The organism is Mesorhizobium huakuii (assembly GCF_030160235.1).
Classification (GTDB): domain Bacteria; phylum Pseudomonadota; class Alphaproteobacteria; order Rhizobiales; family Rhizobiaceae; genus Mesorhizobium; species Mesorhizobium huakuii.
In genome coordinates this window covers 103604-129890 of sequence record NZ_BSNY01000009.1, presented here as the reverse complement: position 1 = coordinate 129890, position 26287 = coordinate 103604, and the positions used below count along the sequence as shown (strand labels likewise).

26 protein-coding genes are annotated in these 26287 nt (G+C 65.2%); 10 read left to right on the top strand and 16 right to left on the bottom strand.

Translation table 11 applies throughout. The features are described from left to right. Nucleotides 1-15 precede the first annotated feature (15 nt). The gene (locus QQK95_RS02995) at nucleotides 16-495 is read right to left on the bottom strand and encodes a MarR family winged helix-turn-helix transcriptional regulator (RefSeq protein WP_284268749.1); all 480 of its coding nucleotides are present in this window, start codon (nucleotides 493-495) and stop codon (nucleotides 16-18) included. Between the two features lie 62 nt (nucleotides 496-557). Here QQK95_RS02995 and QQK95_RS02990 point away from each other — a divergent pair, with 62 nt between their 5' ends. The 10 genes from QQK95_RS02990 to QQK95_RS02945 all read left to right on the top strand — a co-directional run bounded on the left by QQK95_RS02990 (nucleotide 558) and on the right by QQK95_RS02945 (nucleotide 10868). Continuing rightward, a complete protein-coding gene (locus QQK95_RS02990; protein ID WP_284268747.1) occupies nucleotides 558-1286 on the top strand; it encodes an NAD-dependent epimerase/dehydratase family protein in 729 nt (242 codons plus the stop codon). 16 nt (nucleotides 1287-1302) lie between these two features. Continuing rightward, nucleotides 1303-1815 carry a cupin domain-containing protein gene (locus QQK95_RS02985; RefSeq protein WP_284268745.1) on the top strand — a complete coding sequence of 171 codons (513 nt, stop codon included), beginning with the start codon at nucleotides 1303-1305 and terminating at the stop codon, nucleotides 1813-1815. A gap of 733 nt (nucleotides 1816-2548) precedes the next feature. Beyond that, complete coding sequence (locus tag QQK95_RS02980) at nucleotides 2549-4330, top strand: chloride channel protein (protein WP_284268743.1); 1782 nt, start codon at nucleotides 2549-2551, stop codon at nucleotides 4328-4330. A 163-nt stretch (nucleotides 4331-4493) separates the two neighbouring features. Next, entirely contained in the window at nucleotides 4494-5153 is a 660-nt protein-coding gene (locus tag QQK95_RS02975; protein ID WP_284268741.1) for a helix-turn-helix domain-containing protein, read from the top strand. Nucleotides 5154-5193: 40 nt separating this feature from the next. Next, entirely contained in the window at nucleotides 5194-6270 is a 1077-nt protein-coding gene (locus tag QQK95_RS02970) for a PotD/PotF family extracellular solute-binding protein (RefSeq protein ID WP_284268739.1), read from the top strand. Nucleotides 6271-6292: 22 nt separating this feature from the next. Next, a complete protein-coding gene (locus tag QQK95_RS02965) occupies nucleotides 6293-7177 on the top strand; it encodes an ABC transporter permease (RefSeq protein WP_284268737.1) in 885 nt (294 codons plus the stop codon). After that, nucleotides 7177-7974 carry an ABC transporter permease gene (locus QQK95_RS02960; protein ID WP_284268735.1) on the top strand — a complete coding sequence of 266 codons (798 nt, stop codon included), beginning with the start codon at nucleotides 7177-7179 and terminating at the stop codon, nucleotides 7972-7974. The genes QQK95_RS02965 and QQK95_RS02960 overlap by 1 nt, the downstream gene beginning before the upstream one ends. Then, the gene (locus QQK95_RS02955; RefSeq protein ID WP_284268733.1) at nucleotides 7971-9086 is read left to right on the top strand and encodes an ABC transporter ATP-binding protein; all 1116 of its coding nucleotides are present in this window, start codon (nucleotides 7971-7973) and stop codon (nucleotides 9084-9086) included. Before QQK95_RS02960 ends, QQK95_RS02955 begins: the two co-directional genes overlap by 4 nt. 24 nt (nucleotides 9087-9110) lie before the next feature. Further along, complete coding sequence (locus QQK95_RS02950; RefSeq protein ID WP_284268731.1) at nucleotides 9111-10496, top strand: NAD(P)/FAD-dependent oxidoreductase; 1386 nt, start codon at nucleotides 9111-9113, stop codon at nucleotides 10494-10496. 3 nt (nucleotides 10497-10499) lie between these two features. Then, nucleotides 10500-10868, top strand: a complete 369-nt coding sequence (locus QQK95_RS02945) for a cupin domain-containing protein (RefSeq protein ID WP_284268730.1) — start codon at nucleotides 10500-10502, stop codon at nucleotides 10866-10868. A gap of 24 nt (nucleotides 10869-10892) precedes the next feature. On the opposite strand, the gene QQK95_RS02940 is transcribed toward QQK95_RS02945, so the two are convergent. From QQK95_RS02940 to QQK95_RS02870, 15 genes are all read right to left on the bottom strand, one after another. Next, nucleotides 10893-12536, bottom strand: coding sequence for an MFS transporter (locus tag QQK95_RS02940; RefSeq protein WP_284268728.1), 1644 nt, complete (start codon nucleotides 12534-12536; stop codon nucleotides 10893-10895). Nucleotides 12537-12697: 161 nt separating this feature from the next. Further along, nucleotides 12698-14566, bottom strand: a complete 1869-nt coding sequence (asnB, locus tag QQK95_RS02935; protein WP_284268726.1) for an asparagine synthase (glutamine-hydrolyzing) — start codon at nucleotides 14564-14566, stop codon at nucleotides 12698-12700. A 175-nt stretch (nucleotides 14567-14741) separates the two neighbouring features. After that, nucleotides 14742-15008, bottom strand: coding sequence for a flagellar biosynthesis protein FliQ (gene fliQ, locus QQK95_RS02930; protein WP_010911298.1), 267 nt, complete (start codon nucleotides 15006-15008; stop codon nucleotides 14742-14744). Nucleotides 15009-15021: 13 nt separating this feature from the next. After that, the gene (gene flgD / locus QQK95_RS02925) at nucleotides 15022-15429 is read right to left on the bottom strand and encodes a flagellar hook assembly protein FlgD (protein ID WP_010911297.1); all 408 of its coding nucleotides are present in this window, start codon (nucleotides 15427-15429) and stop codon (nucleotides 15022-15024) included. Next, a complete protein-coding gene (gene flbT, locus QQK95_RS02920) occupies nucleotides 15429-15872 on the bottom strand; it encodes a flagellar biosynthesis repressor FlbT (protein WP_010911296.1) in 444 nt (147 codons plus the stop codon). The genes flgD and flbT overlap by 1 nt, the downstream gene beginning before the upstream one ends. Continuing rightward, nucleotides 15869-16216 (bottom strand): flagellar biosynthesis regulator FlaF, encoded by a 348-nt coding sequence (gene flaF / locus QQK95_RS02915; RefSeq protein ID WP_284268718.1) that lies wholly within the window; start codon nucleotides 16214-16216, stop codon nucleotides 15869-15871. The genes flbT and flaF overlap by 4 nt, the downstream gene beginning before the upstream one ends. Before the next feature lie 29 nt (nucleotides 16217-16245). After that, nucleotides 16246-17289, bottom strand: coding sequence for a flagellar hook-associated family protein (locus tag QQK95_RS02910; RefSeq protein ID WP_284268717.1), 1044 nt, complete (start codon nucleotides 17287-17289; stop codon nucleotides 16246-16248). 3 nt (nucleotides 17290-17292) lie between these two features. Next, nucleotides 17293-18747: a flagellar hook-associated protein FlgK gene (flgK, locus tag QQK95_RS02905; protein ID WP_284268715.1), complete on the bottom strand. Its 1455-nt coding sequence runs from the start codon at nucleotides 18745-18747 to the stop codon at nucleotides 17293-17295. 27 nt (nucleotides 18748-18774) lie between these two features. Next, nucleotides 18775-20031: a flagellar hook protein FlgE gene (locus QQK95_RS02900; RefSeq protein ID WP_284268713.1), complete on the bottom strand. Its 1257-nt coding sequence runs from the start codon at nucleotides 20029-20031 to the stop codon at nucleotides 18775-18777. A 79-nt stretch (nucleotides 20032-20110) separates the two neighbouring features. Next, on the bottom strand, nucleotides 20111-20779 hold the full coding sequence (locus tag QQK95_RS02895) for a response regulator transcription factor (RefSeq protein ID WP_010911291.1): 669 nt from the start codon (nucleotides 20777-20779) through the stop codon (nucleotides 20111-20113). A 223-nt stretch (nucleotides 20780-21002) separates the two neighbouring features. Next, nucleotides 21003-21590, bottom strand: a complete 588-nt coding sequence (locus QQK95_RS02890; protein WP_284268709.1) for a transglycosylase SLT domain-containing protein — start codon at nucleotides 21588-21590, stop codon at nucleotides 21003-21005. Then, entirely contained in the window at nucleotides 21520-22893 is a 1374-nt protein-coding gene (gene fliK / locus QQK95_RS02885) for a flagellar hook-length control protein FliK (RefSeq protein ID WP_284268707.1), read from the bottom strand. The genes QQK95_RS02890 and fliK overlap by 71 nt, the downstream gene beginning before the upstream one ends. Further along, nucleotides 22890-24263 carry a chemotaxis protein MotC gene (locus QQK95_RS02880; protein ID WP_284268705.1) on the bottom strand — a complete coding sequence of 458 codons (1374 nt, stop codon included), beginning with the start codon at nucleotides 24261-24263 and terminating at the stop codon, nucleotides 22890-22892. Before QQK95_RS02880 ends, fliK begins: the two co-directional genes overlap by 4 nt. Beyond that, nucleotides 24260-25669 carry a MotB family protein gene (locus tag QQK95_RS02875; protein WP_284268703.1) on the bottom strand — a complete coding sequence of 470 codons (1410 nt, stop codon included), beginning with the start codon at nucleotides 25667-25669 and terminating at the stop codon, nucleotides 24260-24262. Before QQK95_RS02875 ends, QQK95_RS02880 begins: the two co-directional genes overlap by 4 nt. Beyond that, a complete protein-coding gene (locus tag QQK95_RS02870) occupies nucleotides 25666-26286 on the bottom strand; it encodes a hypothetical protein (RefSeq protein WP_284268701.1) in 621 nt (206 codons plus the stop codon). Before QQK95_RS02870 ends, QQK95_RS02875 begins: the two co-directional genes overlap by 4 nt. Nucleotide 26287: the final 1 nt, after the last annotated feature.

The window sequence follows — 26287 nt, the reverse complement described above, 5'->3', positions numbered from 1 at the left end:
ACCGCCAGCAGGCAATCAGTCCCCGGCTGTGTCCGTCGTTGCGACGCCGACCAGCCAGCGCCGGACAATGCGCTCATCCTCGGCGGAAAGCCCGGCGGTCAGCTCGCCTTCCAGTCTGTTCACGCGCTCGCGGCAGGCGCGCAGCAGTGCGCGGCCGCTGTCGCTGAGATCGATGTGCTGGATGCGGCCATGGACGGCATGCGGCTTGCGCACCAGTGAGCCGGCCCGCTCGAGATTGGCGACGATGACGCTGAGCGTTTGCGGTGTGAGCAGCGCCAGCCGGGCCAGATCGGCATTGGAGAGGCCGGGATAGGCCGCAAGCATGGTCAGCGTCGCAAATTGCGGCTGCGTCACGCCGAGATCGCCCAGCGCGCGGTCCATTCTGAGCCGATGAGCGCCAGCGGCCTGGCGCAGGAGATAGCCGAGATAGCCTTCCTCGCCGCGTTTGCCTTCTCCGGGAGCCGGTATCGATGAGTGTGGATTCGGCTTGCGCATAATGTAAGAGCTCTTATATGTTGTTCGTGCACTGATATTAAGACAATACGGAGTCCATGACGATGGGTCATCGAATCTTTCTTGCCGGCGCCTCCGGCGCCATCGGCCAGCGGTTGATCCCGCAACTTCTGGCCGCCGGCCATCAAGTGACGGGCACCACGCGCAATACGGCCAAGGCCGCGACCTTGCGCGCCCTCGGCGCCGAGCCGATGGTCGTGGACGTCTTCGATGCCGAGGCGCTGTCGCGTGCCATGCTTGCCGCCCGGCCTGATATCGTCGTCCATCAGCTCACCGACCTGCCGCCGGGGCTGGATCCGAGCCGGATGGGCGAGGCGATCGTGCGCAATGCCCGGATCCGCGACGAAGGCACGCGCAATCTGGTCGCGGCCGCCGTCGCGTCCGGTGTGCGGCGCATAGTGGCGCAAAGCATCGCCTGGGCCTATGCGCCGGGTCCGGAACCGCATGGCGAGGCCGACCCGCTGGATGGCGACGCGAGCGGCAACCGGGGCATCAGCGTCGGCGGTGTCATCGCCTTGGAAAAAGCCGTTCTCAACGCGCCATTCGCCGGCGTCGTGTTGCGATATGGCCAGCTTTATGGGCCGGGTACGGGAACCGACATGGCCACCGGCGCGTCGCCGTTGCATGTCGATGCGGCCGCCTATGCCGCGCTGCTCGCGCTCGACAAGGGCGCGCCCGGCATCTTCAACGTGGCTGAGCCCAATCGGGCGGTGTCGACGCAAAAGGCGGTCGAGGAACTGGGTTGGCGCGCCGATTTCCGTTTGCCTGCCTGAATGCGGAGACATCGATATGATCGGCAATCAAGCTCGCTTGCGCACCGGCCAATCCCTCATCGCCATCAGCGCCGTAGCGGTTCTGTTCGCGCTGACGGCAAAGTGGGCTGGCCCCGGTTTCACAGGCGTCGTGCCTGACGGCATGGAAACGCACATGCACATGGCAAATGCCGATACGGACGCCGCCGCGGGAGCGCGGCCGAAGACGGTCGTCACGCCGATCTCCTGCGAAAAACTGCCGAACGTACCGGGCAAGTCGGTCACCACGGTGATCGTGACATTTCCGCCCAACGGGTTCACGCCGCGCCACCGGCATCCGGGCTCGGTCAGCGCCTTCGTCCTGAGGGGCACGCTGCGCTCGCAACTCGAAGGTGGTGCCGCCGGCACCTATACAAAGGGGCAGACATGGTTCGAACCGCCCGGCACGGTCCATCTCTTCGCCGAGAACGCCAGCACCACCGAGCCGGCCGAAGTCCTCGCGACCTTCATCGCCGACAACGGCTGCGGGCCGCTGACCATACCGGACTGAGGTAGAAGCAGTGCATCTCCGGATGGAAGGCCAAGAAGGCCTAAAGCGCGTCGCGTTGAAACGGATTCATGCGACGCGCTTCAGGTTCTTGTTTTTATGCACGTCGTCTTCCCAAAACCGAGATCGCTTTTGGACGACATGCATCAGCAGGCGTTGACCTGTCTGCAGGACCAACCTCCACCATCGGTGTCGTGGCAATCTTCATAGCTGCCGTAACACATGTTCGTTGAATTGCGGTACCAGGGATAACCGCCGGGACAGCAGACGTCCTGCTGCGCAAGCTGAAGAAATTCTTCTGCCGACCGGCTCTGTTTTTCCGTATTGCCTCCCGACAAAAGAGACATGGAGTGTGAAATATTCTGCCTAACCGGCATGTCCACGCTTGAGCTGCTCATTGCAGACGAGCTCAAGAAAATCGTGCAAGCAGCCAACGAAAAGAACCCCCGCGCAATCATGTTCCCCTCCTTGAGGTACATAGAGACGGGCTAAAGTACCACTTTTTCAGGCTTTGCGTAGATTTCGCGGGCGAAGCGGAGGAGGATATCGCTGCAAATCCGCTGTCCGATTTCCGATGACCGACGGTCTTAGGCCTTTCGGGCTCTGGGGGTGATCAAAGGACACTGCTAGACCGTTCGAAAACGATCCTTGCATAGGAGCCGGCATCGCGGTTGCCATGCGGTATCCCTGGGCGTATCAGCCTTCCACGTTCCTTTGATATCGGCGAGCCGCCCGAGTGCTTTCCAGAAACCAGCCACAAGTCTATGCCCGCCGGCTGCGCGCGGTGCTTCTGAGGTCCATTCCGCTGCTCGAGGCGCGCGGCATCGCCGTGGTCGTGCTGGCGGGCGTCGTCGGCATCATGGCGGGCATACTGGTCACGGCGATGAGCCAGATGGTGCAGGATCTGCACGGGCTGTTGTTCGGCGTCCAGCCCGGCGGCCGGCTTTCCGGCATGTTCTCGCTCGCCAATCCCATGCAGGCGCTGATACCGGCGATCGGCGGCGCCCTGCTTGGGTTGACGGTGATTTGGCTGCGGCTGCGTAAGTTCCGCATTCCGGTCGATCCGATCGAGGCCAACGCACTTTATGGCGGGCGCATGTCGCTGACCGATACCTTCATCATCGCCGGTCAGACGATGATCTCCAGCGGCTTCGGCGCCTCGGTCGGCCTCGAAGCCGGCTACACGCAGGTCGGATCCGGCTTGGCATCGCGGCTGGCGCGCATCTTCCGGCTGCGTCGCAACGATGTCCGCATCCTTGTCGGCTGCGGCGCGGCCGGCGCCATCGCCGCCGCTTTCGACGCGCCGCTGACCGGCGCCTTCTACGGTTTCGAACTGGTCATCGGCATCTACTCGGTCGCCAATGTCGCGCCCGTCATGACGGCCGCGATTTCAGCCTCGCTGACGGCGGAAGTGTTCGGCGGCGTGCCGTTTCCGTTGGAGCTTTCGGGGCTGCCGCAGCTGACCCCCAGCCAGTATGTGCCGTTCCTGCTGCTCGGGCTGCTGGGCGGCGCGGCCTCGATCGCCATCATGCAACTGGTGACGCTGATCGAACGCGGTTTCAACCGGCTGTCGGTCGATGCCTCGCTGCGCCCCGTCGTCGGCGGCGTCATCGTCGGCCTCTTGGGGCTGATCACGCCGCAGGTGCTGTCCAGCGGCCATGGCGCGCTGCACCGCGAATTCGCGATGAACTATGGGCTGACCGTGGTGGCCAGCGTCTTCGTGCTGAAATTGGCGGCTTCAGCCATCTCGCTGGGCTCCGGCTTTCGCGGGGGCCTGTTCTTCGCCTCGCTGTTCCTCGGCGCGCTGCTCGGCAAGGCATTCGCCGGCGTGATGGCGCTGGTCTCGCCTGCGACCGGCATCGACCCCTCGGTCGCAGCCGTCGTCGGCATGACATCGCTTGCCGTCGGTGTCGTCGGCGGCCCGCTGACGATGACCTTTCTGGCGCTGGAATCGACCCGTGACCTGACGCTTACCGGCGTCGTGCTGGCCGCCTCGATCATGGCGGCGATCCTGGTGCGCGAAACCTTCGGCTATTCGTTCTCGACTTGGCGCTTCCATCTGCGCGGCGAGACGATCCGCAGCGCCCACGATGTCGGCTGGATGCGCAGCCTGACCGTCGGCTCGATGATGCGCAAGGACATCAAGACAATCGATGCCTCGACGACGCTGGCGGACTTCCGCAAGCAGATCCCGCTCGGCTCGGCCCAGCGCGTCATCGCCGTCGACCCGGGCGATCAATATGTCGGCGTGCTGATCGTGGCCGAACTGCACAGCGACCCCGCCGGCGGCGAGGTGCCGGTGCGCGATCTCGCCCAGTACAAGGATGCCGTCCTGGTGCCCAGCATGAACGTGCAGGCCGCCGCCGAGACGTTCCAGCGCGCCGGCGCCGAGGAACTGGCGGTCGTGGAGGATTTCACCGACCACATCGTGCTCGGCCTGCTGACCGAGGGCCATCTGATGCGGCGCTATGCCGAGGAACTCGAAAAGGCGCGCCGGGACCTGTCGGGCGAGGGGTAAAGCGCGCCTGCGCATCCTCCTGTCGATCGGCCGGTGCGGCGTATTCCCGTGGCACTTCCGACTGCAGGCTGGCCCAGCTGTTGGCGCTGTGCTGGCGCCCATGTGCGGCTTGCCAACTGTACAGTGGTACTGTACGTCTTGTTAAGTGCGGTGAGGAGACGGCATGAGCAAGGGGTCCGACAAGGCTTCGGTGAAGACGGGCGGCGCACCGGCGGCGACGCATGCCCATCAGGTGCTCGGCATGCGCCTCAAGAGCCTTCGCCTCGCCCGCAGGCTGTCCTTGCGGGAGCTTGCGGAGGCGACCGGGACGAGCGCCAGTTTCATCAGCCAGCTCGAACGCGGCCTGACCGGCGCCAGCACCGCCTCGCTCAATCAGATGGCGTCGGCGCTCGGCGTCAGCGTCGCCATGCTGTTCGAGGAAAGCACCGCGCAAAACCATGGCGTTCTGAGACGAAGCGAGCGGCCGAGCCTGCCGCCCAGCGACGGCTGCCGCAAGATGCTGTTGTCGCGCCCGCCGCTGAGCGACATGGAAGTCTATGTCGGAGAATTCGACATTGGCGGCTCGACCGGTCCCGATCGCTACACCCATGGCGACGCGCACGAGATGCTCGTCGTGCTGCGCGGGGTCGTCGAGGTCTCGCTCGGCGAGGCGCGCCACGTGCTCGAGGAGGGCGACAGCATCGAATACACGACCTCTACACCGCATCGCTCAGAAAACATCGGCAGTGGCCGGGCCGAAGTGATGTGGATCATCGCGCCGCCGACCTCGGTGCGCGCCGAACTCGAACAATACACGGCCTGGAAACCGCTCGCGGCCAGGTAGGCCCTATCCAAAACGCGGGCAGTAATGGGAGAATGACGTCATGCTGAAATCGAAATGTCTGGCGCTTGGCGCGGTGATGGTGCTTGGCCTTCTGGGCACCACCGCGATGGCGCAGGAGAAGCCGGTCGCCGGCGAGGTGAAGGAAGGTTCGCTGAAGGGCAAGACGCTGACGTTCGTCTCCTATGGCGGCATCTACCAGGATGGCCAGGCGGCCGCGCTGAAGGAGTTTGTCGACAAGTCCGGCGTCAAGCTGCTCAATGACGGACCGACCGAGATTGCCAAGCTGCAGGCGCAGGTGGAGTCAGGCAACGTAGCCTGGGACGTCGTCGACACCGACGACCTGCCGCCTTACGTCTATTGCGGCAAGCTGTTCCAGAAGCTGGATCTGACGAAGCTCGACGTCTCGAAAATCCCCGAAGGCCAGGTCGGCGAGTGCTCGGTGCCGGCGATGAACTATGGCGTCGTGCTGATGTACAACAAGGAGAAGTATGGGGATAATCCGCCCAAGAACTGGGCAGACTTCTTCGATACGGCAAAGTTCCCGGGCGTACGCGGGATCGACGGCTCCGGCAGCCCGACGGGCGGCTTGCTGGAACAGGCGTTCAAGGTAGCCGGCGGCGATCCGAAGGCGATGACGGTGGCCGATATCGACAAGGCTATCGATGTGGTCCGCAAACTCGGCCCCGATACGATTTTCTGGAAGACGGGTGCTGAATCGCAGCAGCTGGCTGAATCCGGCGAAGCCGATATGCTGATGATGTGGACGGGTCGCGCCATGACCGCGGTCAAGAACGGCGCCAAATACGCGCCGGCCTGGCAGGATTGGCTGGTGGTGATGGACCAGATGACGATCCCTGTCGGCGTCAAGGATACGGACGCGTCCTACGCGCTGATCAATGCCTATCTCGGCAAGCACGCACAGGAGGTTCTGGCGGAGAAGACATCCTACACGCCGATCAACAGCGAGGCGCAGCCCAAGGTCGACGCTTCCGTCGCCGCCTTCCTGACCAACACGCCTGACCGCCAGAAGCAGGGCTACAAGCAGAACTTCAAGTTCTGGGTGCCGAACTTCGCGGTGGCTCAGGAGAAGTGGTCGGCGCTGATGGCCGGCAACTGAGCGAGCGTCGCAGAGGCAGGCCGTGAGCGCGTCCGACCCGACAAACGCACCCGTTGCCCAACCCGCCGCCGAAGGGCGGCCGGGCTGGGCGTGGCGGCCGTTCGCGCTCGCGGCGCCAGCGCTGATCCTGCTCGTCGCGGTGATTGGCTATCCGCTGTTCATCATCGTGCTGCGCAGCCTCTCTGAGCCGCAATGGGGTGTGCAGAACTACGTCTGGTTCTTCGGCGCGCCGGTCAACCTCACCGTGCTCCAGCGGACCTTCGCCATCTCGGCCTGGGTCACGCTGGTGTGCGTGATCGCGGCCTACCCCTATGCCTATCTGATGACCGCGGTCGGGCCGCGCGTCCGGCTGGCGCTGGTGCTTTGCGTGCTGATCCCGTTCTGGGTGAGCGGGGTGGTTCGCACGCTCTCCTGGGTGATCCTGCTGCAGGATTCGGGGGTTATCAATTCGCTGCTGCGCGCGGCCGGGTTCGACGGCATCAAGCTGATCCGAACCCAGACCGGCGTGGTGATCGGCATGGCGCAGGTGTTGTTGCCGTTCATGATCCTGCCGCTCTATTCGGTCATGAAAGGCATCGACCTCAGGCTGATGCGGGCGGCGCAAAGCCTTGGCGCACGGCCGTCCCGCGCCTTCTTCACCGTCTATCTGCCGCTGTCCTTGCCGGGGGTCTATGCCGGCGCGATCATCGTGTTCATCCTGGCGCTGGGCTTCTACATCACCCCGGCACTGCTCGGCGGCCCGCGCTCGACCATGCTGTCGACGCTGGTGCAGACCCAGGTGCTCAGCCTGCTGCAATGGGGTAGGGGCGGCGCGATGGGCGTGGTGCTGCTCGTCGCAACCTTCGTGCTGCTGGCACTTGCGGCGCCGGTGATGCGGTCCAGGTACCGAGAAGCGGGGCGGCACTGATGGAAATGAAGCCGCTCACGCGCCTGCTTTTGGGCCTGGTCTGCCTGCTGGTGGCGATATGGCTGGTGGCGCCGACGCTGGTCGTCGTGCCGATGTCGTTCAACGAGAACAAGTCGCTGGCGTTTCCGCCGCAGGGCTTCTCCTGGCAATGGTATCAGAATTTCGCCACCAGCCCGGAATGGTCGGCGAGCTTCCTTAATTCGCTCAAGGTCGCCTCCGTGGTGGCGGTGCTGGCGACGGTGCTTGGCACGCTCGCCGCCTTCGGCCTCGACCGCATGAAGGCCGGGCCGGCTGGCCTGTTGCGGATGCTGATGCTGACGCCGATGGTGGTGCCGGGCGTGGTGCTGGCCATAGGCATCTATGCCGTCTATCTCGACACCCACCTCGTCGGCACGATGCTGGGCTTCGTGCTTGCCCACACCATCCTTGCGCTTCCCTTCGTGCTGATCGCGGTCTCGGCCAGCCTCGAAGTGTTCGACAGGCGCCTCGAGACGGCGGCGGCGAGCCTCGGCGCGGGAGCGCTGACCGCGTTCCGCACGGTGACGCTGCCGCTGATCCTGCCCGGCATCCTGTCCGGCCTGCTCTTTGCCTTCGCCACCTCCTTCGACGAGATCGTCGTGTCGCTGTTCATCACCAACCCCTATCTCAAGACCTTGCCCGTGCAGATCTTCTCCTCCATCACCCGCGACGCCGACCCGACCGTTGCCGCCGTCGGCACGATCCTGCTTTTGGCCACCACGCTGCTGATCGGCGGCGGCATGCTTCTTCTCGGTCGCGAGCGGAAAGGACGCCAATGAAGCCGGCACAGGAGAGCAAGGGCGCGGCGATCGATCTCGAATCGATCAGCAAGGCCTATGGCGGCTTCAAGGCGCTGGACGGCGTTTCGCTGCGCATCGAGCCCGGCGAGTTCATGACGCTGCTCGGCCCGAGCGGCTCCGGCAAAACCACGACGCTGAATGTCGTGGCCGGCTTCACCGACGTGACCAGCGGCAAGCTGCTGGTCGGCGGCAGGAACGTCGTCGGCGTGCCGGCGCACAAGCGCAATATCGGCGTCGTCTTCCAGCATTACGCGCTGTTCACGCATATGAGCGTCGGCCGCAACGTCGCCTATCCGCTGACGCTGCGCGGCGTCGATCAGGCAGAGCGGAAGGCGCGCGTGGCAAGGGCGCTCGACATGGTCAAGATGGGCGACTTCGCGCATCGCTATCCCAGCGAATTGTCGGGCGGCCAGCAGCAGCGCGTGGCGCTGGCCCGCGCCATCGTCTTCGACCCGCCGCTGTTGCTGATGGACGAGCCGCTCGGCGCGCTCGACAAGAAGCTGCGCGAATGGCTGCAGCTCGAGATCAAGCGCATCCATCGCGAGCTCGGCACCACCTTCGTCTATGTGACGCACGACCAGGAAGAGGCACTGGTCCTGTCGGATCGCATCGCCGTGTTCAATCGCGGGCGGATCGAGCAGGTCGGCACCGGCCGCGAGCTCTATGACGAACCGGCGACGCTGTTCGTCGGCCGCTTCATCGGTGACTCCACGGTGCTGCGCGGAGAGGTGCGAAGCGACGGCGCAAGCACGGCGCTGACCATTGCCGGCGAGACGGTGACGGCACCGCGCCGGATCGCCGGCGAAACCAGCCCGGTCATGTTGCTGCGCCCCGAAAAGCTCGCCATCCGCCGGCCCGGCCAGGACGCGGCAGGCACCACCAACCGGCTGCCGGGGACGATCGCGGAAGCCATCTATCTCGGCTCAGGATCGAAATATGAGGTCAGGCTCGACGATGGCTCCACGGCGATCGTGCGCTCGCCGCTGACCGGCGACAGCTTTGGCCTTGGCGACAAGGTGGAGCTTTGCTTCGACGGCGCCGACGCCAAGCTTCTGGCCGAAGACAGCTCGGCCGACGCGACGCTGACCTGATCCAATCAATTCGAAAGTCATCCCATGCAAGCCAAGCGCAACGGCGACATATCGTTCTGGTATGCGGATCTGGGAGGGGTCCCCGCGCCTCGGCCACCTTTGCCCGGCGATATCGAGGCCGATGTCGCGATCGTCGGCGCCGGCTATACCGGCCTGTGGACCGCCTACTATCTGAAGAAGGCCAGGCCCTCGCTGCGTGTCGCGGTGATCGAACGCGAGTTTGCCGGTTTCGGCGCGTCGGGCCGCAATGGCGGCTGGCTGTCGGGCGGTTTCTCCTGGTCGCGCGAAAAATATCTCAAGACCTCGACCCGGCAAGGTGTCAGCGCCATGCAGGCGGCCATGGCGGGCTGCGTCGACGAGGTGATCCGGGTGGCGAGCGCGGAAGGCATCGATGCCGATATCCGCCGCGTCGACAATCTGACGGTGGCCACCAACCAAGCGCAACTGGAACGCGCGCGCGAGGAGTGCGAAACGATCCGCGCCTGGGACATCGACCCGACCCGCGTCGAGATGCTGGATCAAGCGGCGACGCGGGCGCGCATCAACATCCGCAATGTCATGGGCGGTTTCGTCGTCCACGGCCAGGCGCGGGTGCAGCCGGCCAAGCTGGTACGCGGGCTTGCCGCCGCCGTAGAACGTCTGGGCGTGCCGATCTACGAACAGACGACGGTGACGGCCATCGCCAAGGGCAGCGTGACGACGAACCGCGGCAGGGTGCGGGCCGAAACCATCATCCGGGCGACGGAGGGTTTCACATCAGGCATTCCCGGCGAGGAACGGACCTGGCTAGCGCTCAACAGCGCGCAGATCGTCACCGAGCCGCTGTCGGAGGAGCTTTGGCGCCAGATCGGGTGGGAAGGGCATGAGCTTCTCGGCAACGCCGCCCACGCCTATTGCTATGCGCAGCGCACGCGCGAGGGGCGCATCACCATGGGCGGGCGCGGCGTGCCCTATCGCTATGGCTCGCGTACCGACGTCAATGGGCAGACGCAGCAGGCCACGATCGACCAGCTGCATCAGATCCTGACGACGCTGTTGCCGCAGACGGCGAACTGCCGCATCGAGCATGCCTGGTGCGGCGTGCTCGGCGTGCCGCGCGACTGGTGCACGACCGTCGGGCTCGATCCCGCGACCCGCATCGGCTGGGCCGGCGGCTATGTCGGGCTTGGCGTGTCGAGCTCCAATCTTTCGGGGCGCACTCTGGCCGACCTGATCCTCGACCAGGAGACGGAGCTGACGAAGCTGCCCTGGGTCAACCGCAAGGTCAGGCCTTGGGAGCCGGAGCCGTTCCGCTGGCTCGGCGTGCATTCGATGTACCAGCTTTATCGCATCGCTGACGGGCGCGAGGCCGCCGGGCTTGCGCATACGTCGAGACTGGCCGCACTCGCCGACAGCATCACGGGCCACTGACTGATGGAGACCAGTTTGATCGACCTTTCGACCTTCCACGATCTCGCCAAGGCCGATATCGGCGCGTTCTCACCCAAGCCCACCTCCATCGAGGGGGATCAGGTCGAGGCGGTGCGCTCGTTCTTTCAATCGCCGGACGGAACCGTCGATATCGGCATCTGGGAGTGCACGCCCGGCCGCTTCACCGCCGATCGTTCGGACTCGTCGGAGATCTGCCACATCATCTCGGGCAGCGTGGAACTGAGCCGTGCCGATGGCGAGGTGCGTGAACTGGGGCCGGGCGACCTTCTCGTGCTGCCGCGGGGATGGAAGGGCGAATGGCGCATCCGCGAGACCACGCGCAAGCTCTACATGATCCAGTCGGCCGGCTGATCGGCTGATATCAGTTAGACGGGGTCAGTGCTCGATCGGCCCCTTGGCCATCACCAGCGCAGTGCCGGCGGTGGTCGGACGTTCGATGACGCGACGCACGCGCGGCGGCTCGTCGCCGCTGTGCAACGCCCGCAAGCGCTCGCCGACCATGGCGTCGGCATGGGTGATGCGGCCATTGTGCCTGACATATTCGAGCCAGGTCGGCGTGTGATAGTGCTCGATCCATATCGAGGGATTTTCGAGATCGCGCGCCAGTGTCCAGTTGCGGGCGCCGTCACGGCGGCGGATGCGGCCGCGTTCGGCCATGGTGGCAAGGAACTCCGCCTCGTCCTCGTGGCGGATGATGTATTCGATCATGATGGCGATGGGACCGCTGCGCGGCTTCAGGTCGAGTGCCAGATGCGGCTCCTTGAAGCGGTTGAGCGGGTCGAGGTTCAGCACCTGCTGCTGGGGCAGGGGCAGGACGAGGCCGATGGCGCCGCCGGCCAGCATGGCGATGGCGGCGGCGATCAGCGCCGTCTCGGCGCCATGCGCATCGGCGACGACGCCCCATATCCAGCTGCCCAGCGCGATGCCGCCGAAGGTCGCGGTCTGGTAGACCGACAGCACCCGGCCGACCACCCAGCGCGGCGTCGCCATCTGCACGGTGACGTTGAAGTGCGAGAGCGCGATCACCCAGCAGGCGCCGCCGACCAGCAGGCCGAGCGACGTCTGCCAGGCGTGATGGCTGAGCGCGGCATTGAAGGCGCAGACGGCGAAGCCGGCGAAGGCACAGCGCACCATCGTCTCGCTGGAAAGCAGTTGCCGCAGCCGCACGCTGATCAGCGCGCCGCCGACGGCGCCGATGCCGAAGGAGCCAAGCATGATGCCGTAGGTCAAGGCATCGCCCTTGACGACGTCGCGCGCGACCAGCGGCAAGAGCGCCAGGACGGCGCCGGCGCTGAAGCCGAAGGCCGCGCCCCTGACCAGCACCTTGCCGATATTGGGCGACATGGCGACATAGCGCAGGCCGGCGCCCATGGCGGCACCCAGCGACTCGCGCGGCAAGGTCGACACCGGCACATCCGGCTTCCAGCGGGCCATCACGATGATGAGGCCGATATAGCTCACCGCGTTCGCCGCGAAGGCGGCCGCGGCACCGGCGGCCGCGACGATGATGCCACCGATCGCCGGGCCGACGCTGCGTGTCAGGTTGAAGCCCATGGAGTTCAGCGCAACGGCCGCGGGCACCTTGTTGCGGGGAACCATGTCGCCGACGGACGCCTGCCAGGACGGGCTGTTGAGCGCCGTGCCGCTGTCGATCAGGAAGGTGAAGGCTAGCAGCGTCCAGGGCGTCAGCAAATTGTAGTAGGTGAACACCGTCAGAAGCACCGAAACGACCAGCATGAAGGTCTGCGCGACCAGCATCACCTTGCGTCGGTCGAAGCTGTCGGCGATGGCGCCGGCGACAAGCGCGAACAGCATGATCGGCAAGGTCGTCGAGGCCTGGACCAGGGCGACCTGGTAGGGCGAGGTGGCGATCGTGGTCATCATCCAGGCGGCGCCGACGCCCTGGATCAGGCCACCGAAATTCGAAACGAGACTTGCCGACCAGACGGCGCGGAAAATGCCATGCCGGAACGGCGCCAGCGCCGAAACGCCTTCGCTGTCCGGTTTCTCGTCAATCATGGATGGATTCCTGCCTCAGCGTGCTGACCCTTGCGGTTTCTCCGCATCGTTTGCCGAAACTATGGCATGGCGCCGCAAAGGGCGAACGTCATGCGTGGAAGATCATGGTCCAACAACGGGATAGCGAAGGGCCAGCCTTTGGCTGCGGACCCCGCGCCTGTCTAGCGCGCGTCCCTCACCGAGGCTTGGAGCGCCTCGGTGAGCTCACTCGTGGCCTGACCGCCGGCGTGCAGGCGAAGGAAAAGCTCCATGCCGACCAGCCGCAGCCGCGATGGCTGGTCGCGCTTTGCCAGGTCGATCAGGTCTTCGACCGAAGCGGTCGGCCACTTCATCGCGTCACGCAGCAAGCCGCCGCGCAGCAGGCCCTCCGTGCCCGTGGTGAAATTGTTCGAGACCTGGAAGCCGTTCTTGCGGGCGTTCACGTTCTGAAGCGGAATGTGCTTTTCCGCGACTTTCTTCAAAAGCCATTTTCCCTGCTTGTGACGGTATTTGTGCCGCCTCGGCAGATGGATCGCGAAGTCGATCAGCCGGTTCTCGAGGAACGGCACCCTGAGCTCCACCGAAGCCGCCATGCTGAGCCGGTCGTGCCTGTTCAGCAAATCCTGCAGATGCGCATACATGTCGTGCAGGCAGCATCCCAGGAAGGCACGGTCGCTGAGTGATGCCACCGGCTCGAGCCGGTCGAAGATCTTGGTCTGGAGGAAATTCAGTTCTGGCGAGAGCGCCCTGAGCACGATGTTGCGGTCCCAGCCATGGCCACCGGCGATCGATGTCCGGAAGGGGGCATGACGCTGGCGCTCGAACCTGCGGGCGAGCCGGGCCCTGGAGCGAAACAGGCGTTGCGGCCATGCCCATGGCCGCCATGGCCGCATGCTGGCTTCCTGCCAGTCGTAGCCGCCAAAGAGCTCGTCGGCGCCTTCACCGGTCAACAGCACCTTGATGCCGTCGGCCCGGCATTGCTCGGCAAGCGCCAGCAGACAGACATGGCTTGCATGCCAGCCGTCGCTTTCCAGATGCCAGATGGTTCTTGGCCAGAGTTCGAGGAACCGGTCCTTGTCGACGGGCACCCTGTTCAGCGGCACGCCGGCATGGCGGGCGGTGCGTTCGGCATCTTGCGCTTCGCTGTGACCCAGACGCGGGTCGACGACATAGGCTGTCACCTCCGGCCTGAACCGCTTCGCCAGCGTCGTGACGAGACCGGAATCGACGCCGCCGCTGCAGGCCGCGGCCAGCCCGGTATCGGCAATGCAGTGCAGCCCGACGCTGTCTTCGATCAGCGCTTCCAGCGAGGCCATGTGCTCCGTGTCGCTGGCGGTGTCGCCGGCGATGCGAGAGGCGTCGAGCACGTCGAGGACATGCCAGAAGCAGCGCTTCTCGATGCCGGCGTCGGTGATCTTCCACAGGCCGGCCGGCGGCAGCCGCTCTATGCCTTCGAACAGGCTGGCGCTGGAGTCGCGGCTTTGCCACGCGAGGCGCAAGGTGATCTCGCGCGGATCGATGGTGCGTGCGACGCCGTCACAGGCAAGGATCGCCTTGTCCTCGGAAGCGAAGAGGATTCGCTCACTCGTCTCGGCCACCGACATCGGCTTGATGCCGAGGCGATCGCGCGCAAGCCAGAGCGCGCTGGACCGCATGTCGAAATAGCCCAGGGAAAACATACCGTCGAACAGCGGGATGGCCTTGTCCGGCCCCCAGTGGTGCAAAGCTTCGAGGACCACTTCGGCATCTGAAACCGTCCGGAACCGCCTGCCTTCTGCCTCGAGTGTCTCGCGCAGGGATTTGTAATTATAGACCTCACCATTGTAGACCAGCACACCCCGGCCACAGGCGGTCAGCATCGGCTCGCGCGCCTGCGTCGAGAGATCGATGATCGAGAGTCGCCGATGCCCCAGCGCCAGCCGGCTGTCGTTCCAGCTGGCATGGTCGTCGGGACCGCGATGCGCCAGCGCCTGCGTCATGCGGCCGACATCGGCGAGATCGCCGGCCGCGATCGGGTTCCGCTTGCGCCAGACGCCGGCTATGCCGCACATGGTCCGCCGGTCTGTCTGCGTTGGTTCAGGGAACGTCTAGGGGGCATTGGAACAGAACGATCGCCTGGCCGGGAGCGGCCTGGATGGCAATCTAGCCGGAACCGGGCCAGCCGCAAGCGGGCGGCTGGTTTGGGGCAATTCCGGATGGAAGCCGCGGCATCCTCCCTCGCAGGTTTCAGAACCCGTTCTGGATGCGCTGGAAGATGACGTTGGTGAAGGCCGATATCTGGCCGCCGATGAACGGGCCCGTGAGCGCCACCACCAGCATGATGGCGACGATCTTCGGCACGAAGGTCAGGGTGATTTCCTGGATCTGCGTCAGCGCCTGGATGAGGGCGATGCCGATGCCGACCGCCATGGCGACCAGCACCACCGGAGCGGACGCGGTCAGCACCGTCCACACCGCGTACTGGACGATGTCGAGGGCGTCGGCCTCGTTCATGCGGGCGCTTGGCCTAGCTTGCCGGCTTGATCGAGACGCCCGGGCCGACGGGGACCTTGGTGCCATCCTGCAGCACCGCGATCAGCCCGCTGCTGGCGAGCGTCACCGAGGCCACTATTCCGGTGGTCTTGCCGTCGGCCGACGTGATCGAGCGGCCGATGATCGCATCGGCCTGCGACAGCGCCGAGGACTGCATGATCTGGTCGAGCTTGGTGTTGCTTTGCACCGACTGTTCGACCTGCGAGAAGGTGGCGAGCTGGGCGACGTACTGCGTCGAATCCATCGGCTTGGTCGGATCCTGATTCTTCATCTCGGCGATCAGAAGCTTCAGGAAGGACTGGTAGTCGACCGCTGTCTTGGAGGTCGACTTGGTGGTCGAATTGGCGCCAACCGGTATCGTCGTCGTCATGTCCACGGTCATCAGTAGCGTGCTCCCACGGCCAGCGGGCGCGGTGCGCCCGGAACATCGTCATTGCCGCCAAGCGCGCGGCGTTCGAGAGGGTAGAGCGAACGGATCGCCTTCAAGGCCTCGTAAATATGGTCCTCGCCGACCATGCGGTCGATCTGCTTCAGTGCGCTGCAGATCTCGGCGTCCTCGAAACTTGCGATGAGCAACGGCAGCGAGCGGCGGAACATCTCGCGGGCGTCATCAGCGCCGGCCGGGTTGATCAGCATGACCTGCACGATGAAATAGAGCTGCCTGAGCGGCGTCGACGCCTGGTCGGCCTGGATCACATGGCTTTCGAGCAGGAATTGCACGTCGTTCATCAGTTCGATGGTGACCTTGCGGTCGACGCGGATGACGGCGCCGTTGATGTAGATCTTCTCGTTGGGCTTCAGCGATATCTTCAGCGTGTTGGTCATTGAATGCCGTCGCGGATGATCTGGGACACTTCGATCAGCCCTTCGAAATTGTTGGTGCGGCCCTGGCGGATGTCCTCCGCCTCGCGCAGCAGCCAAAGGCCGATGGAAATCAGGTTGGCACGCAATTCCTTGGGAAGCGCATTGTCGCTGGAGCCAAGATCCTCGACGAAGATGGTCCAGACGCGGTTGGTGAAATTCAGCGCCTCGATCGCTTGCATCGAATCCTGGCCGGCCGCGGCGGCTGCCGACAGCATGTCGATCGAGCGGGTCAGGAGTTCGCGCTCACGGTCCTTGGCGTCCGAGACGGAGGTGCTTTGGACGTCGGCGTAGGAGAATTGGTACATCGTCGGCTCTACCGTTCCGCTGGAAGTTATCAGGTCAGGTATTTCAACAGGCTGAGCTGCTGCAGGCGCGCTGTCAGAGCGAAGGACGTCTCGATATGCTGCGTCAGATCCGCGACCCTGGTGGCGGCCGTGGCCGGGTCGACGGCTTCGAGATCGAGGATATGGCGTTCGAACAGATCGATCTGCGTCTTCATGCGGTCGCTGGCATCGGAGACGCGCTTCTGCACGATGCCGGTCTCCGACTGGACTTGTGCGATGCCGCTCAGCGCCTCGCCGACCAGTGTCTGCGAGTGGCTGACGATGCTGTCCTTGGCTGCCCGGCTGATGTTGCTGGACATCAGGCTGGAAACCATTGCCGCGGCCATGGCGAGCTTCCTGATGCCGTCGCTGTTGGCGCTGGTCGAGGTCTCGGTGGTTTCGTTGAGCGCGATGCGGCTGACGATCTGCTGGTCGGTGGCGTTCGACATGTTGGTCTGCCAGCCGGCGCCGAGGAACTGCGGTGCAACGTCGTTGGTGATGAAATCGTCCATCTGGGCGGCGGTGATGTTGGCTGCGGCCGGATCGTTGGGCGTGAAGCCGAATTTGGCGACGAAGGAGGCGTCGAAGGCGGCCTTGGCCGGTGAGCCGGCGGCCGTGAAATCGTTGATCGGCTTGACGTCTGTATTGGTGCCGGCAAACAGATATTCGCCGTTGACGCTGGTGTTGAGGATCGAGGTAAGCTGCTGAAGGGTCGTCTGGCCGGTCGATTGGGTCAGGCTGTTGGAGTTGTCGCCCGACGACGCGGTGGTCAGGGCGGACAGGAAGGTCTGCGCCACGCCGGAGAGCTGGCCGAGCGACGTCTGCGTCGACGCAAGCCTTGCGGTGACCAGCCCGTTGGAATCGACGATCACGTTCAGCCGGTCGAGGTCGCGCGAGAAGGTGACGGACTGCGCGGTGCGTCCGCCCAGTGCCAGGCCGACATCGGCGACCCTGCCGGTCGAGGATTCCTTCGTGGCTTTGACCAGGTCGGCCTGCATGCGCATCTGTTGATAGCGCATGGCGTTGGTGAGGGCGGCCGAAGAGACTGAAGTCATGGATTATCCCACCGCGTTCAACAGGGCCGTCAGCATGTCGTCGACGGTCTTCATCATCCGGGCCGATGCCTGATAGGTATGTTCGAGGTCGAGCATCAGCGACATTTCCTGGTCGACATTGACGCCGGTCGCATTGGATAGCGCCTCGGAGCCGCGCTGTGCCAGCGCTTCCTTCGCGTCGGCGGCGGTCGAAGCCTGCTGGCGCATGGCCTGGAGCCAGCCGATCGAATTGGCGGCGTAGTTGGAAACGCTGGATGTTGCCGAAATGCCGGCGGCGGGGTCGAACGTCATCGGCTGGTCGAGCCGGTCGCCATAGGTGACCAGGAGGCTGGAGTAGGAAGCGCCGCCGCTGGTGTTGGCGACATAGGCGGCACCGTTGGCGCCGCCGTCGCGCAGCAATGTCGGATTGCCGCCAGTGCTCGGATTCATCGCCGCATTGATGCTGATCGTGCCGGCCAGGCCGTTGACCAGCGTACCCGCTGCCGGCACCGCCGGCGCGCCGGACCAGGTGAACAGGCCAGCGGCGTTGGGCATCGAGGGCGCGGTCTCGGCAAAGGCCGTGATCAGGCCGCGCGCGGTCTCGTCGAGCTGGCTCTGCATGGTCGAGGCGACGCCGTCGCGCAGTTGCAGCAGGCCGGCAAGCTTGCCGCTGGCGGTGGTGTTGCCGCCGCTTCCCGCCGAGACCGGCACGTTGTCGATATAGATGGTGTTGCCGGAGGCTCCGGCGGCATAGCCGGCCGACGGCGTGAAGCTGACCGTACGCGGTATCGTCTCGAACAGCGTGGTGCCGTCGCCCGTGGTGATGACCATGTCGTTGTCGCCGCGCGTGAAGGTTGATATCGGAACATAGTCCGCGATCTTCTTCAGCAGCGCGTCGCGCTGGTCGAGCGCATCGGAAACATCGGTGCCGGAACGGGTTCCGGAAATGACCGCCTGGTTGGCGTTCTGGAACTGGCCAAGCAGCGAGTTGAGGTCCTTGACCGCCGTGTCGATCTGGCCGTCGGTCTGGGTGCGGAAATCCTGAATGGCCTTGGAACCTTCATTCAGGGAGCGCACGACCTGCTTGGCCGCGTCGATGACGCTGGAGCCGAGATTCTGGTTGGACGGCGAGGTGGCGTAGAGCTGCAGCGCCTGCTGCAGATTGGCGATGGCGGTCGAGGGCGAGGACGCATTGTCGACGCCATTGACCGAAACGTCCAGCTGATCCATGCCGCTGTAGAGCGCATTCTGACCGCTGTAGGCCGACAAGGCGCTGAGATTCTGCCGGAAGAGCAGGTCGTTGGCGACGCGCTGGATATCAACCGAACGCGCGCCGGGCGCCGTGCTGGTGACGACGGCGATACGGCGCGTGTAGTCCGGGTTGGATGCGTCCGAGACGTTGCGCGTGACAACGCTGGTCTGACGCGCGGTACTCATAAGCGCCGATTGGGCGATGCTCAATGCGGAAGATAACGACATGCTGGTCTTTCACGGGCCACGCCCGGTTTATCTCTTCAGGTTGACAAGGACGTCCATCAGGTCGGAACCGGTCTGGAAGACTTTCGAATTGGCGGTGTAGCTGCGCTGCGCCGCGATCATGTCGGTCAATTCCTCGGCGATATCGACGTTGGAATTTTCGAGCGCGCCGGAGATGATCGAACCGGCCTTGCCTTCATTGGCGAAGCCGACGCGGATCGCGCCGGAGTCGGTGCCTTGCGCGTAGACGTTGCCGGGCAGGGCCTTGAGCTGGTCGGGGCTCTGCACGTCGGCCAAAGGAATCTTGTAGAGCGGCTTGGTGGAGCCGTCCTTGTACTGGGCGTAGATGGTGCCGTCCTTGCTGATCTGCACCTTGTCGATGGTGCTGGGTGCGTTGCCGTTGACCTGGGCGTCGGAGACCGTGAAGCCCGTGCCGAGCTGCGTCAGCTTGGACAGATCGAGATTGAGGCTCGCGCCGCCCGGCACGGTGAATGAAACGCCCGTGGTCGCGCCGGTGAGCTTGCCGGTGGTGGTGTCGAAGGTCAGGTTGGCCGTGCCGAGCGCGCCGCCGGTGTAGGGGAACGATGTTCCTGGCGTCGCCTTCGACTGATCGAAAACCGCGACCTGCCAGGTGCCGGCACCGGTGTTGGTGAAATAGACGTCGAGCAGCTTCTTGTTGCCGAGGTTGTCATAGGCGACCATCGACGATTTCGAGGTGTACTGCGCGGTGGCGGCATTGGCACCGGGCAGGTTGGCGGCGACGACCGGCGTCGCACCTGCCGGCAGATTACCGCTGTAAGTACCCTGGGTGCTCGGCGTTGCGGTCAATCCCTGGTCGGAGATGATGACCGGCTCGAGGCCTTCGAAGCCGTTCACCGTCGCCGCCGGTGTGCCATTGGCGTAGCTGTAGGCCATCAGCTGGAAGCCTGCCGCGTTGACCAGCCTGCCCTGTGCATCGGGAACGAAGGCGCCGGCGCGGGTCAGGAACGGCGTGCCGCTCGGATCCTGGACGACGAAGAAACCATCGCCGCTGACGGCAAGGTCGGAGACCGAGGTCGTGTACTGCAGCACGCCCGGATCGCTGACAGCCTGCCGGATCGTGGTGGTGACACCGCCGGAATTATAGGCGCCGCCAGTCGACGGCATGATCAGGGTCGAGAACTCGGCCGAGGACCGCTTGTAGCCGGTGGTGTCGGAGTTCGCGATGTTGTCGGCTGTTGTCGACAGGCGGTTGGCCTGGGCGTTCATGCCGGAAACGCCGGTCCGCATCATTCCGTAGAGGCTCATCGAGATGTCTCCGCAATATCCATGCCACTGGCGGCGAGGCTACGCGTCCTGTCTTGCGCGAGGCTGGCGCGACGCGGCATCAGAAGACGAGCCGGTAGCCGAGGAAGCGTTTGGAATCGATCGGGTCGGTGCCCAGCTTCTCGCGCAGCTTCTTGCGCAATTTGCTGATGTGGCTCTCCACCACGTTCTCCTCGACCTCTTCGTCGAAGATGCCGTAGATGGCGTTGAAGACCTGGGTCTTGGTGACGCGCCGGCCGCGGTTGCTCGCCAGATATTCGAGGATGCGGCGTTCGCGGCGCGGCAAGGGCAGCGGCTGGCCGTCGATCTCGGGGTCGCGGCCGTCCATGAAGATGCGCATGGCGCCGATCTCGGTGTAGGCGACATCCTCATGGGCGCGGCGGCGGATGGCGGTGATGCGGGCCAGGATCTCTCTGATGTGGACGGGCTTGCGGATGACATCGTCGACGCCGCTCTCGAACAACCGCAGCGTGTTTTCCAGTGAATGCTGCTCGCTGAGCGCAATGACCGGAGCGCCGGTGCGGTCGCGGATCTGGCGCGGAGAGATGGCGCCGTCGCGGCAGTCGCCGATGAGGAATGCCCGCACCGATCGCAGGTCGGTGTCGGCGGCCGAGTTGACCCACTCGCCGAATTCGCCGGGCGCGAAGCCCGCGCAGGCGACGCCCTCGCGATCAAAAAGTGAATTGTATCCCTCAGTTACGAGCTCTCGCTCGTCAACGATCACGATCATCGGCCCCGCCTCCGAATCAGCACATTTGCCCCGTGGGGAAAGGCGTAACCGCTGGTGGGAATCCTGAACAACCGTCATTTCTTGTAACTAGTTTCTTGGGAGTCTGGAATCGTGCCGGTTGCATTAGCGTGCAGCCAGATATGCTTGCGAGGGGAAGTTCCGGGTAAGTCAAAACGGCAACCCCGGAGCGGCGCGACGGGCGTATCAGGAGCAGAAGATACGCTTACGGGTTGCAGAAGGCGCGGGCGTTGGTTGTCCATTTGCCGAAACCGGTGGCAACCATGTTGGCGATCACCCTGCAGACATAGACCTTCTGTGCCGGGTCGTTGTCGGGGCCGGCATGGTAGCGGGCGACGGCCATCGACCAGGTCTCGTGGCGGGCATGGAGACTGGCCAGGAAGCGCGCCGCGTAGTCGACGTTCTGGCGCGGGTCGAGCATGTCCTCGACGCTGCGGAAGTGCGAGGAATGATAGTGGTGGTTGATCTGCATGCAGCCGAGATCGATCAGCGTCTTGCCCTCGCGCTGCGCATTGGCGAAGGCGGCAAGCGCTTCGGCGCGGCTTCTCGGGAAGACCGCTTTTCCTTCTATATTCAATGCGTTGGGCTGAAGGCTGCCTTTGTTGCCCGTCTCGGTCAGGCCGACGGCATAGAGGATACCGGCGGGCACGCCATAGCGGTCGGCGGCGCGCAGGATCTCGGGCTCGCAGGGATTGGTGGCGGCGAGGGCGGCGTTGGCGAGGCTAGATAAACATATCGCCGCCAGCGCGCTCGCGAGATGGCGAAGCGGCGCGGCCGTGGGCTTGCGCGTCATCATGATTACCCCTTGCGGGCTGCTGGCCCGGTTGCTGGCCGCCGGCTCCATTGTTGCCGCCGCTGGAGTTTCCGGGCTGAAAGGCGGACTGGTCGCGGCCAGGCGCGGTAGTGAGCGAGGCGGTTGCATCCGCCCGGGTTGCAGCCGGAACGGCTACCGAAGGTTGCATGATGGTGACCTTATCAACCTCGAAGCCCAGCCCGCGCAGCGACTTGACGATTGCCTCGCTGTCGCTGGAAAGCCGGCGGTAGGCGTCGTGTGTTTCGGGCTTCAATTCAATCGAGAGTTGTTCTCCCGAGAGGCGAAGATGGGCGGTGACCATGCCCAGTTCGGCCGGGTGAAGTTCGATCTTCAACACATGTGTCGGAACGGCAACAGAGCCAGCCATCTGGGTGGTCGCGGAGGCTGCCGAAAACGCCTGCTTCGTGCCAACATCGGCCGCTACGGCGTTGATTACGTTGAGTGCTGCCTGGCTCATCGGCGCCTGCGGCGGGGCAGGGAAGCTGCGCTCGGAAACCACGTCGACGCGCGCCTGGGCCGAGAGCTGTTTTCCTGGCTCCGACCGCAACGAGGACTGAACGTCGGCGATGGACTTCAGCTGCGGCGCCGCCTGCTTCGGTTCGACGCCCGGCCCATCGGCGGTTGTCGTCTCGGGCAGCGGGCCAGCGGCGATTGCATTGTCACGCCGTGGCGCGCCAGTGCCGGCGCTTGCGTTGCGGACGGACTCGAGCTTTGTCAGCGGCCCGTCGACGAGTGAGACCCGCTCAGGCTTCGGCATTGGTTCGAGGTCGTCGTGCCCGGCGGCGGATGTCGCGCGATAGGCTTTCGACAGGAGCTGCCCGTCAGGCGTCGGTTCCTGTCCGGCCACGCTGGCGTCGGCTGACTTGGCCGATGTCGAGAAATGGCGCAGGTCATGAAACGCCATCAGCAAAGGCAGATGATCGTCGAGCGGCATTGCGCCGGTGTCGGTCGCGGCTGTTTCGTTATCGGCGTCCTTGTCCGCCCCGACGTCCTTGCCGTCCTTCATGGATTTTGCTGCCGTCGATCTGGTGGGCGCGGTCCTCACCTCGCCGGTCGGCATCGGCTCGTCCTCGCCTGCCTGTGCCGCAAGGCCGGCGGCGAGCTTGCTCCAGCGCGGATCGCGCCCGCCGGCCTCGGTGGCCGGCTGCTTGTCCGACTGGCCTGCGCGGCCATGCACCATCTTGCCGAAACCGGCATCATCCTTCTTGCCGGGCGCGGCCGGCTGCTCCGCCGTGCGCGCGGCGGTAAATCCTGGCAAGGCCGGACCGAGGCTGGGGGTCATTTCGGGGCGGCTCCAAGCATCTGGTCGATCAGGTCGAGCTGTCGACGGGTTTTCATCATGGCGGCGTCGGTCGGATCGGTCGTGTCGGGACCCGCAGCGGTTGCAGGCGCCGATGCCGGCAGGACCGTTGCCGCCTCGGCTGAAGGCGCCGGCGCGTTCGGCGCAGCGGCCACTGTCCCGCCGGATGGCGCAATGGCGGGCTGTTCGGAGACGGCACCCTCGACGGGTGGCAAGCCGGCCGCGTCGGCGGCCTGCGTGGCGGCGATCTCGGATTTGGGCTGTGGTACAAGGGACGCAGGCGCCGGAGCCGCGGCCGGAAGGGAAGCAGGCGGCGCCACCACTTCACCCGCAATCGCCTGAGCGGCGTCGAGCAGGGCACGGTCACCGTCCGACAGCTTGCTGCGGTCGATCTTGCCGAGCTTGGTGCGCACGTCTTCGATCGTACCGGAAGTCACCGTGGACAGGCTCGAGTACAGCTGGGCGCGCGGATCGCCCTGATTGGTGTTGCCGTCGCGGCCCTGCTCGGCCCGCGCAGACGCGAAGGCCGACAATTCGCTGAGGCCGTCGATCGCGGCGCGGCGGGCGATGCGCAGATAGATTACTTTCTCGCGCTCGGGATCCATCATCGAGGTGATATCGGCGAGCTTGTCCTGGCTGATCGACATGTGCAGCGTGATGACGCCGGAGACGAATGAATCGGCGAACTGACTGGCATAGGGCGAGTAGAGATAGCGCTCGACATATTGGGTGGAGGCACGTGCGAACCGTGCCGCATCGCCTCGGGTCACGGCGATGCCGACCGAGCGCCGCAGGGCCGCTTCCTCGACCAGTGTGCCAGGGCTGAGCAGCTTGGCCTCATCGAGCAGTGTGAGCGCCATCACCGGGTCGTCCGTCGCCATCAGCGATCCTTTGACCAAGGCAAGAAAAGCGCCGAGGTCGCTGGGCAGCGTCATAGGATCGATTGGCTTCAAGACTTCAATTGCGCCAGTGGGCCGGCCAACCAGATAGTTTATGACGCCCTTGGCGATTGAGAGGTCCTGGGCATCCACGGACTTGGCACGAGAAACCGCCGCCTCGACGGTCACCGGATTGCCGCCGCTCATGCCGTAGACCAGGAGCGCGCGAAAATTCTTGGGGTCCTTGAAGTCCTCCGCATTCGCTTCGCGCAGCCGAGTATCGATCATCTCGAGCAGCTTGGCCTGCATCGGCATCGCGGCGTGATCGCCGGCGGCGATGCGGTCCTGGACCAGCTGCAGCGAACGCACCAGCTGGTAGGGCTGCAGCGTGTCCTGGGCGAAGCCGGCCGAAGGATATCCGGCTGCCAGCAGCAACAGGCCCATCAGCCGGCTGGTGACGGCCGCCCGCTTCATCCGCCGGTCGCCATCAGGATCTCGATGCGGCGGTTGGCCGCCGACAGGGGATCGGCCGGATCCTTCGGCTGGCGGTCGGCGAAGCCGGCGACCTCGGTGATGCGGCGTTCGTCGACGCCGCCGCGCACGAGCATGTAGTAGGCGGAATGCGCGCGCGCCGTCGACAGCCGCCAATTGTCGTAGCTGGCGCTCCGGAAGGGGCGCGCATCGGTGTGGCCGTTGATGCTGATGGTGCCCTTCTGGCTGTTGACGATGCGGCCGATCTTTTCCATCGCCAGCACCAGTTCGCGGCTCGGCACCGCCGATCCGACTTCGAACATGCCGAAATCGAGCTGGTCGGTGATCGAGATGACGACGCCCTTGTCGGTGGCTTCGACCGAGACGCCGTCGTGCAGCTTGTCGCCGGGCTTGAAGGCTTCGGCCAGCTGTTGCTTGACATCGGCGGCCGCCTGCACGGCAGCAGCAGTCGGCGGCTTCTCCCCGGCTTCAGGCGCGGTCGTCTCTTGCGCGGCGGCCGCGGCATCCGCCTTGGCGGCAGCTATGGCCTTGCTGTCTCCGGCCTTGGCATCGCCGGCCTTGGCTCCACTGGCCTTGGTTTCGCCGGCCCTGGTTTCGCCGGCCTTGACTTCGCCGGCCTTGGCCATCGTCGCGGCGGCGTCCTTGCCGTCCCCGGCCAGGGGCTCGAGCGGGGCATCCTTGACGGGTGGCGCCGGCGGCACGGCCTTGACCTTGGCGACCTGCGTCTCGGCGGCCTTGTCGCCTGGCTTGAGTGGATCGCCCTCGATCTTGGGGCGCTGGGCACTCGCCTCGGCGGCGGGCGTAGCCACCTGCTGCGACCAGAAGTCCGGCTCGAAGGGATCGCGGTAGGACGCGCCGCCCGAGGCGCCCGTCGCCGGCCCGGCGCTTTGCGCGCCGCCATCGCCCTTCTGGCTGACATTCTGCATGACGCCGGTGTCGGTGGCGATTTCGGAGAGCACGGCGTAGGGGTCGGCGAACAGATGCTCATCCGACTGCTCTGCCTTGTTCGGCTCCTGCTTGTCCTGCTTGCGGTTGGATGAGCCCGCCGCGCCGATGCCGTCCTGTCCAGACTTTTTTGTCGCCTCCTGAGGGTCGTCGGTCGTCATCCCGACCGCGCGCGGCCCATTGCCGAGATCCTCAAGGCCCTTGCGGCTCGACTCGCGGTCGACGAGCTTGACCGGGTTGAAGTAGCTGGCGACGGCCGCCTTGGTCTGTTCATTGGCGGCGTTGATCAGCCACATGACCAGGAAGAAGCACATCATGGCGGTCATGAAGTCGGCGAAGGCGATCTTCCAGACGCCGCCGTGATGGCCCTCGTCGTGGTCGTCATGTGCCCGCCGCACGATGATGATCTCGTGCCTGCCGTGATCGGCGTCGACGACACTCATGACAAGACCTCGGAAAGGGTCGCCGACCATTCGGCGATGCGTGTCTCGAACACGGCCTCGTCAATGGTCACGGTCAGGTCGAAGCCTGGCGCCTCGACGAAGTCGAGATTTGCAGCGCGTGGCCCAAGCGATGCCTTGAGCGTCTCGAACAGCGACAGCGGCCCGCGGACGGCTATACGCACCGCTTCTTCATCGCCGACGGCTTCGCGAACCGCGCCGGCAAGCGCTTCGATCGAGCGCTTCTGCAGGTCGTCGCTGACAATGCCGCCGATGATGCGGGCGACCGTGGCGGTGACAAGGTCCGTGACGCGCGTCTCCATGGCGTCGACGCGCAGCGAGACCGCCTTGCCGATATCGCCGCCGAAGCTTTCCAGGAAAACCCTGGCTTCCTCGGCATTCGCCTGGCGCTCCGCTTCCAGCGCCGCGTCATGGGCAGCGACAAGCCGTTCCGCCAGCGCTGCCTCCGCCTGGGCAACCGCCTCGGCGATCAGCGTGCCGATATCGGCCTGCGGTGCGGATGCTTCCGGCTTGTGGTCGGACGCGGCCTGGGGCTGGCTCACGCGCGGCGCGCGCGTACCGAAATCAGGGAGAAGATCGAAAAGGGCTGCGGAGGCCATG

Coding starts and splice junctions, on each gene's coding strand:
- QQK95_RS02890 (WP_284268709.1), bottom strand. CDS start 21,590: ATGACGCGCAAGCCCACGGCCGCGCCGCTTCGCCATCTCGCGAGCGCG.
- QQK95_RS02910 (WP_284268717.1), bottom strand. CDS start 17,289: ATGACTTCAGTCTCTTCGGCCGCCCTCACCAACGCCATGCGCTATCAA.
- QQK95_RS02895 (WP_010911291.1), bottom strand. CDS start 20,779: ATGATCGTGATCGTTGACGAGCGAGAGCTCGTAACTGAGGGATACAAT.
- QQK95_RS02870 (WP_284268701.1), bottom strand. CDS start 26,286: ATGGCCTCCGCAGCCCTTTTCGATCTTCTCCCTGATTTCGGTACGCGC.
- QQK95_RS02975 (WP_284268741.1), top strand. CDS start 4,494: ATGAGCAAGGGGTCCGACAAGGCTTCGGTGAAGACGGGCGGCGCACCG.
- flaF (WP_284268718.1), bottom strand. CDS start 16,216: ATGTACCAATTCTCCTACGCCGACGTCCAAAGCACCTCCGTCTCGGAC.
- QQK95_RS02900 (WP_284268713.1), bottom strand. CDS start 20,031: ATGAGCCTCTACGGAATGATGCGGACCGGCGTTTCCGGCATGAACGCC.
- QQK95_RS02955 (WP_284268733.1), top strand. CDS start 7,971: ATGAAGCCGGCACAGGAGAGCAAGGGCGCGGCGATCGATCTCGAATCG.
- fliK (WP_284268707.1), bottom strand. CDS start 22,893: ATGACCCCCAGCCTCGGTCCGGCCTTGCCAGGATTTACCGCCGCGCGC.
- QQK95_RS02960 (WP_284268735.1), top strand. CDS start 7,177: ATGGAAATGAAGCCGCTCACGCGCCTGCTTTTGGGCCTGGTCTGCCTG.
- QQK95_RS02945 (WP_284268730.1), top strand. CDS start 10,500: ATGGAGACCAGTTTGATCGACCTTTCGACCTTCCACGATCTCGCCAAG.
- QQK95_RS02985 (WP_284268745.1), top strand. CDS start 1,303: ATGATCGGCAATCAAGCTCGCTTGCGCACCGGCCAATCCCTCATCGCC.
- QQK95_RS02880 (WP_284268705.1), bottom strand. CDS start 24,263: ATGAAGCGGGCGGCCGTCACCAGCCGGCTGATGGGCCTGTTGCTGCTG.
- fliQ (WP_010911298.1), bottom strand. CDS start 15,008: ATGAACGAGGCCGACGCCCTCGACATCGTCCAGTACGCGGTGTGGACG.
- flgD (WP_010911297.1), bottom strand. CDS start 15,429: ATGACCGTGGACATGACGACGACGATACCGGTTGGCGCCAATTCGACC.
- QQK95_RS02990 (WP_284268747.1), top strand. CDS start 558: ATGGGTCATCGAATCTTTCTTGCCGGCGCCTCCGGCGCCATCGGCCAG.
- QQK95_RS02970 (WP_284268739.1), top strand. CDS start 5,194: ATGCTGAAATCGAAATGTCTGGCGCTTGGCGCGGTGATGGTGCTTGGC.
- QQK95_RS02940 (WP_284268728.1), bottom strand. CDS start 12,536: ATGATTGACGAGAAACCGGACAGCGAAGGCGTTTCGGCGCTGGCGCCG.
- flgK (WP_284268715.1), bottom strand. CDS start 18,747: ATGTCGTTATCTTCCGCATTGAGCATCGCCCAATCGGCGCTTATGAGT.
- flbT (WP_010911296.1), bottom strand. CDS start 15,872: ATGACCAACACGCTGAAGATATCGCTGAAGCCCAACGAGAAGATCTAC.
- QQK95_RS02875 (WP_284268703.1), bottom strand. CDS start 25,669: ATGAGTGTCGTCGACGCCGATCACGGCAGGCACGAGATCATCATCGTG.
- QQK95_RS02950 (WP_284268731.1), top strand. CDS start 9,111: ATGCAAGCCAAGCGCAACGGCGACATATCGTTCTGGTATGCGGATCTG.
- asnB (WP_284268726.1), bottom strand. CDS start 14,566: ATGTGCGGCATAGCCGGCGTCTGGCGCAAGCGGAACCCGATCGCGGCC.
- QQK95_RS02995 (WP_284268749.1), bottom strand. CDS start 495: ATGCGCAAGCCGAATCCACACTCATCGATACCGGCTCCCGGAGAAGGC.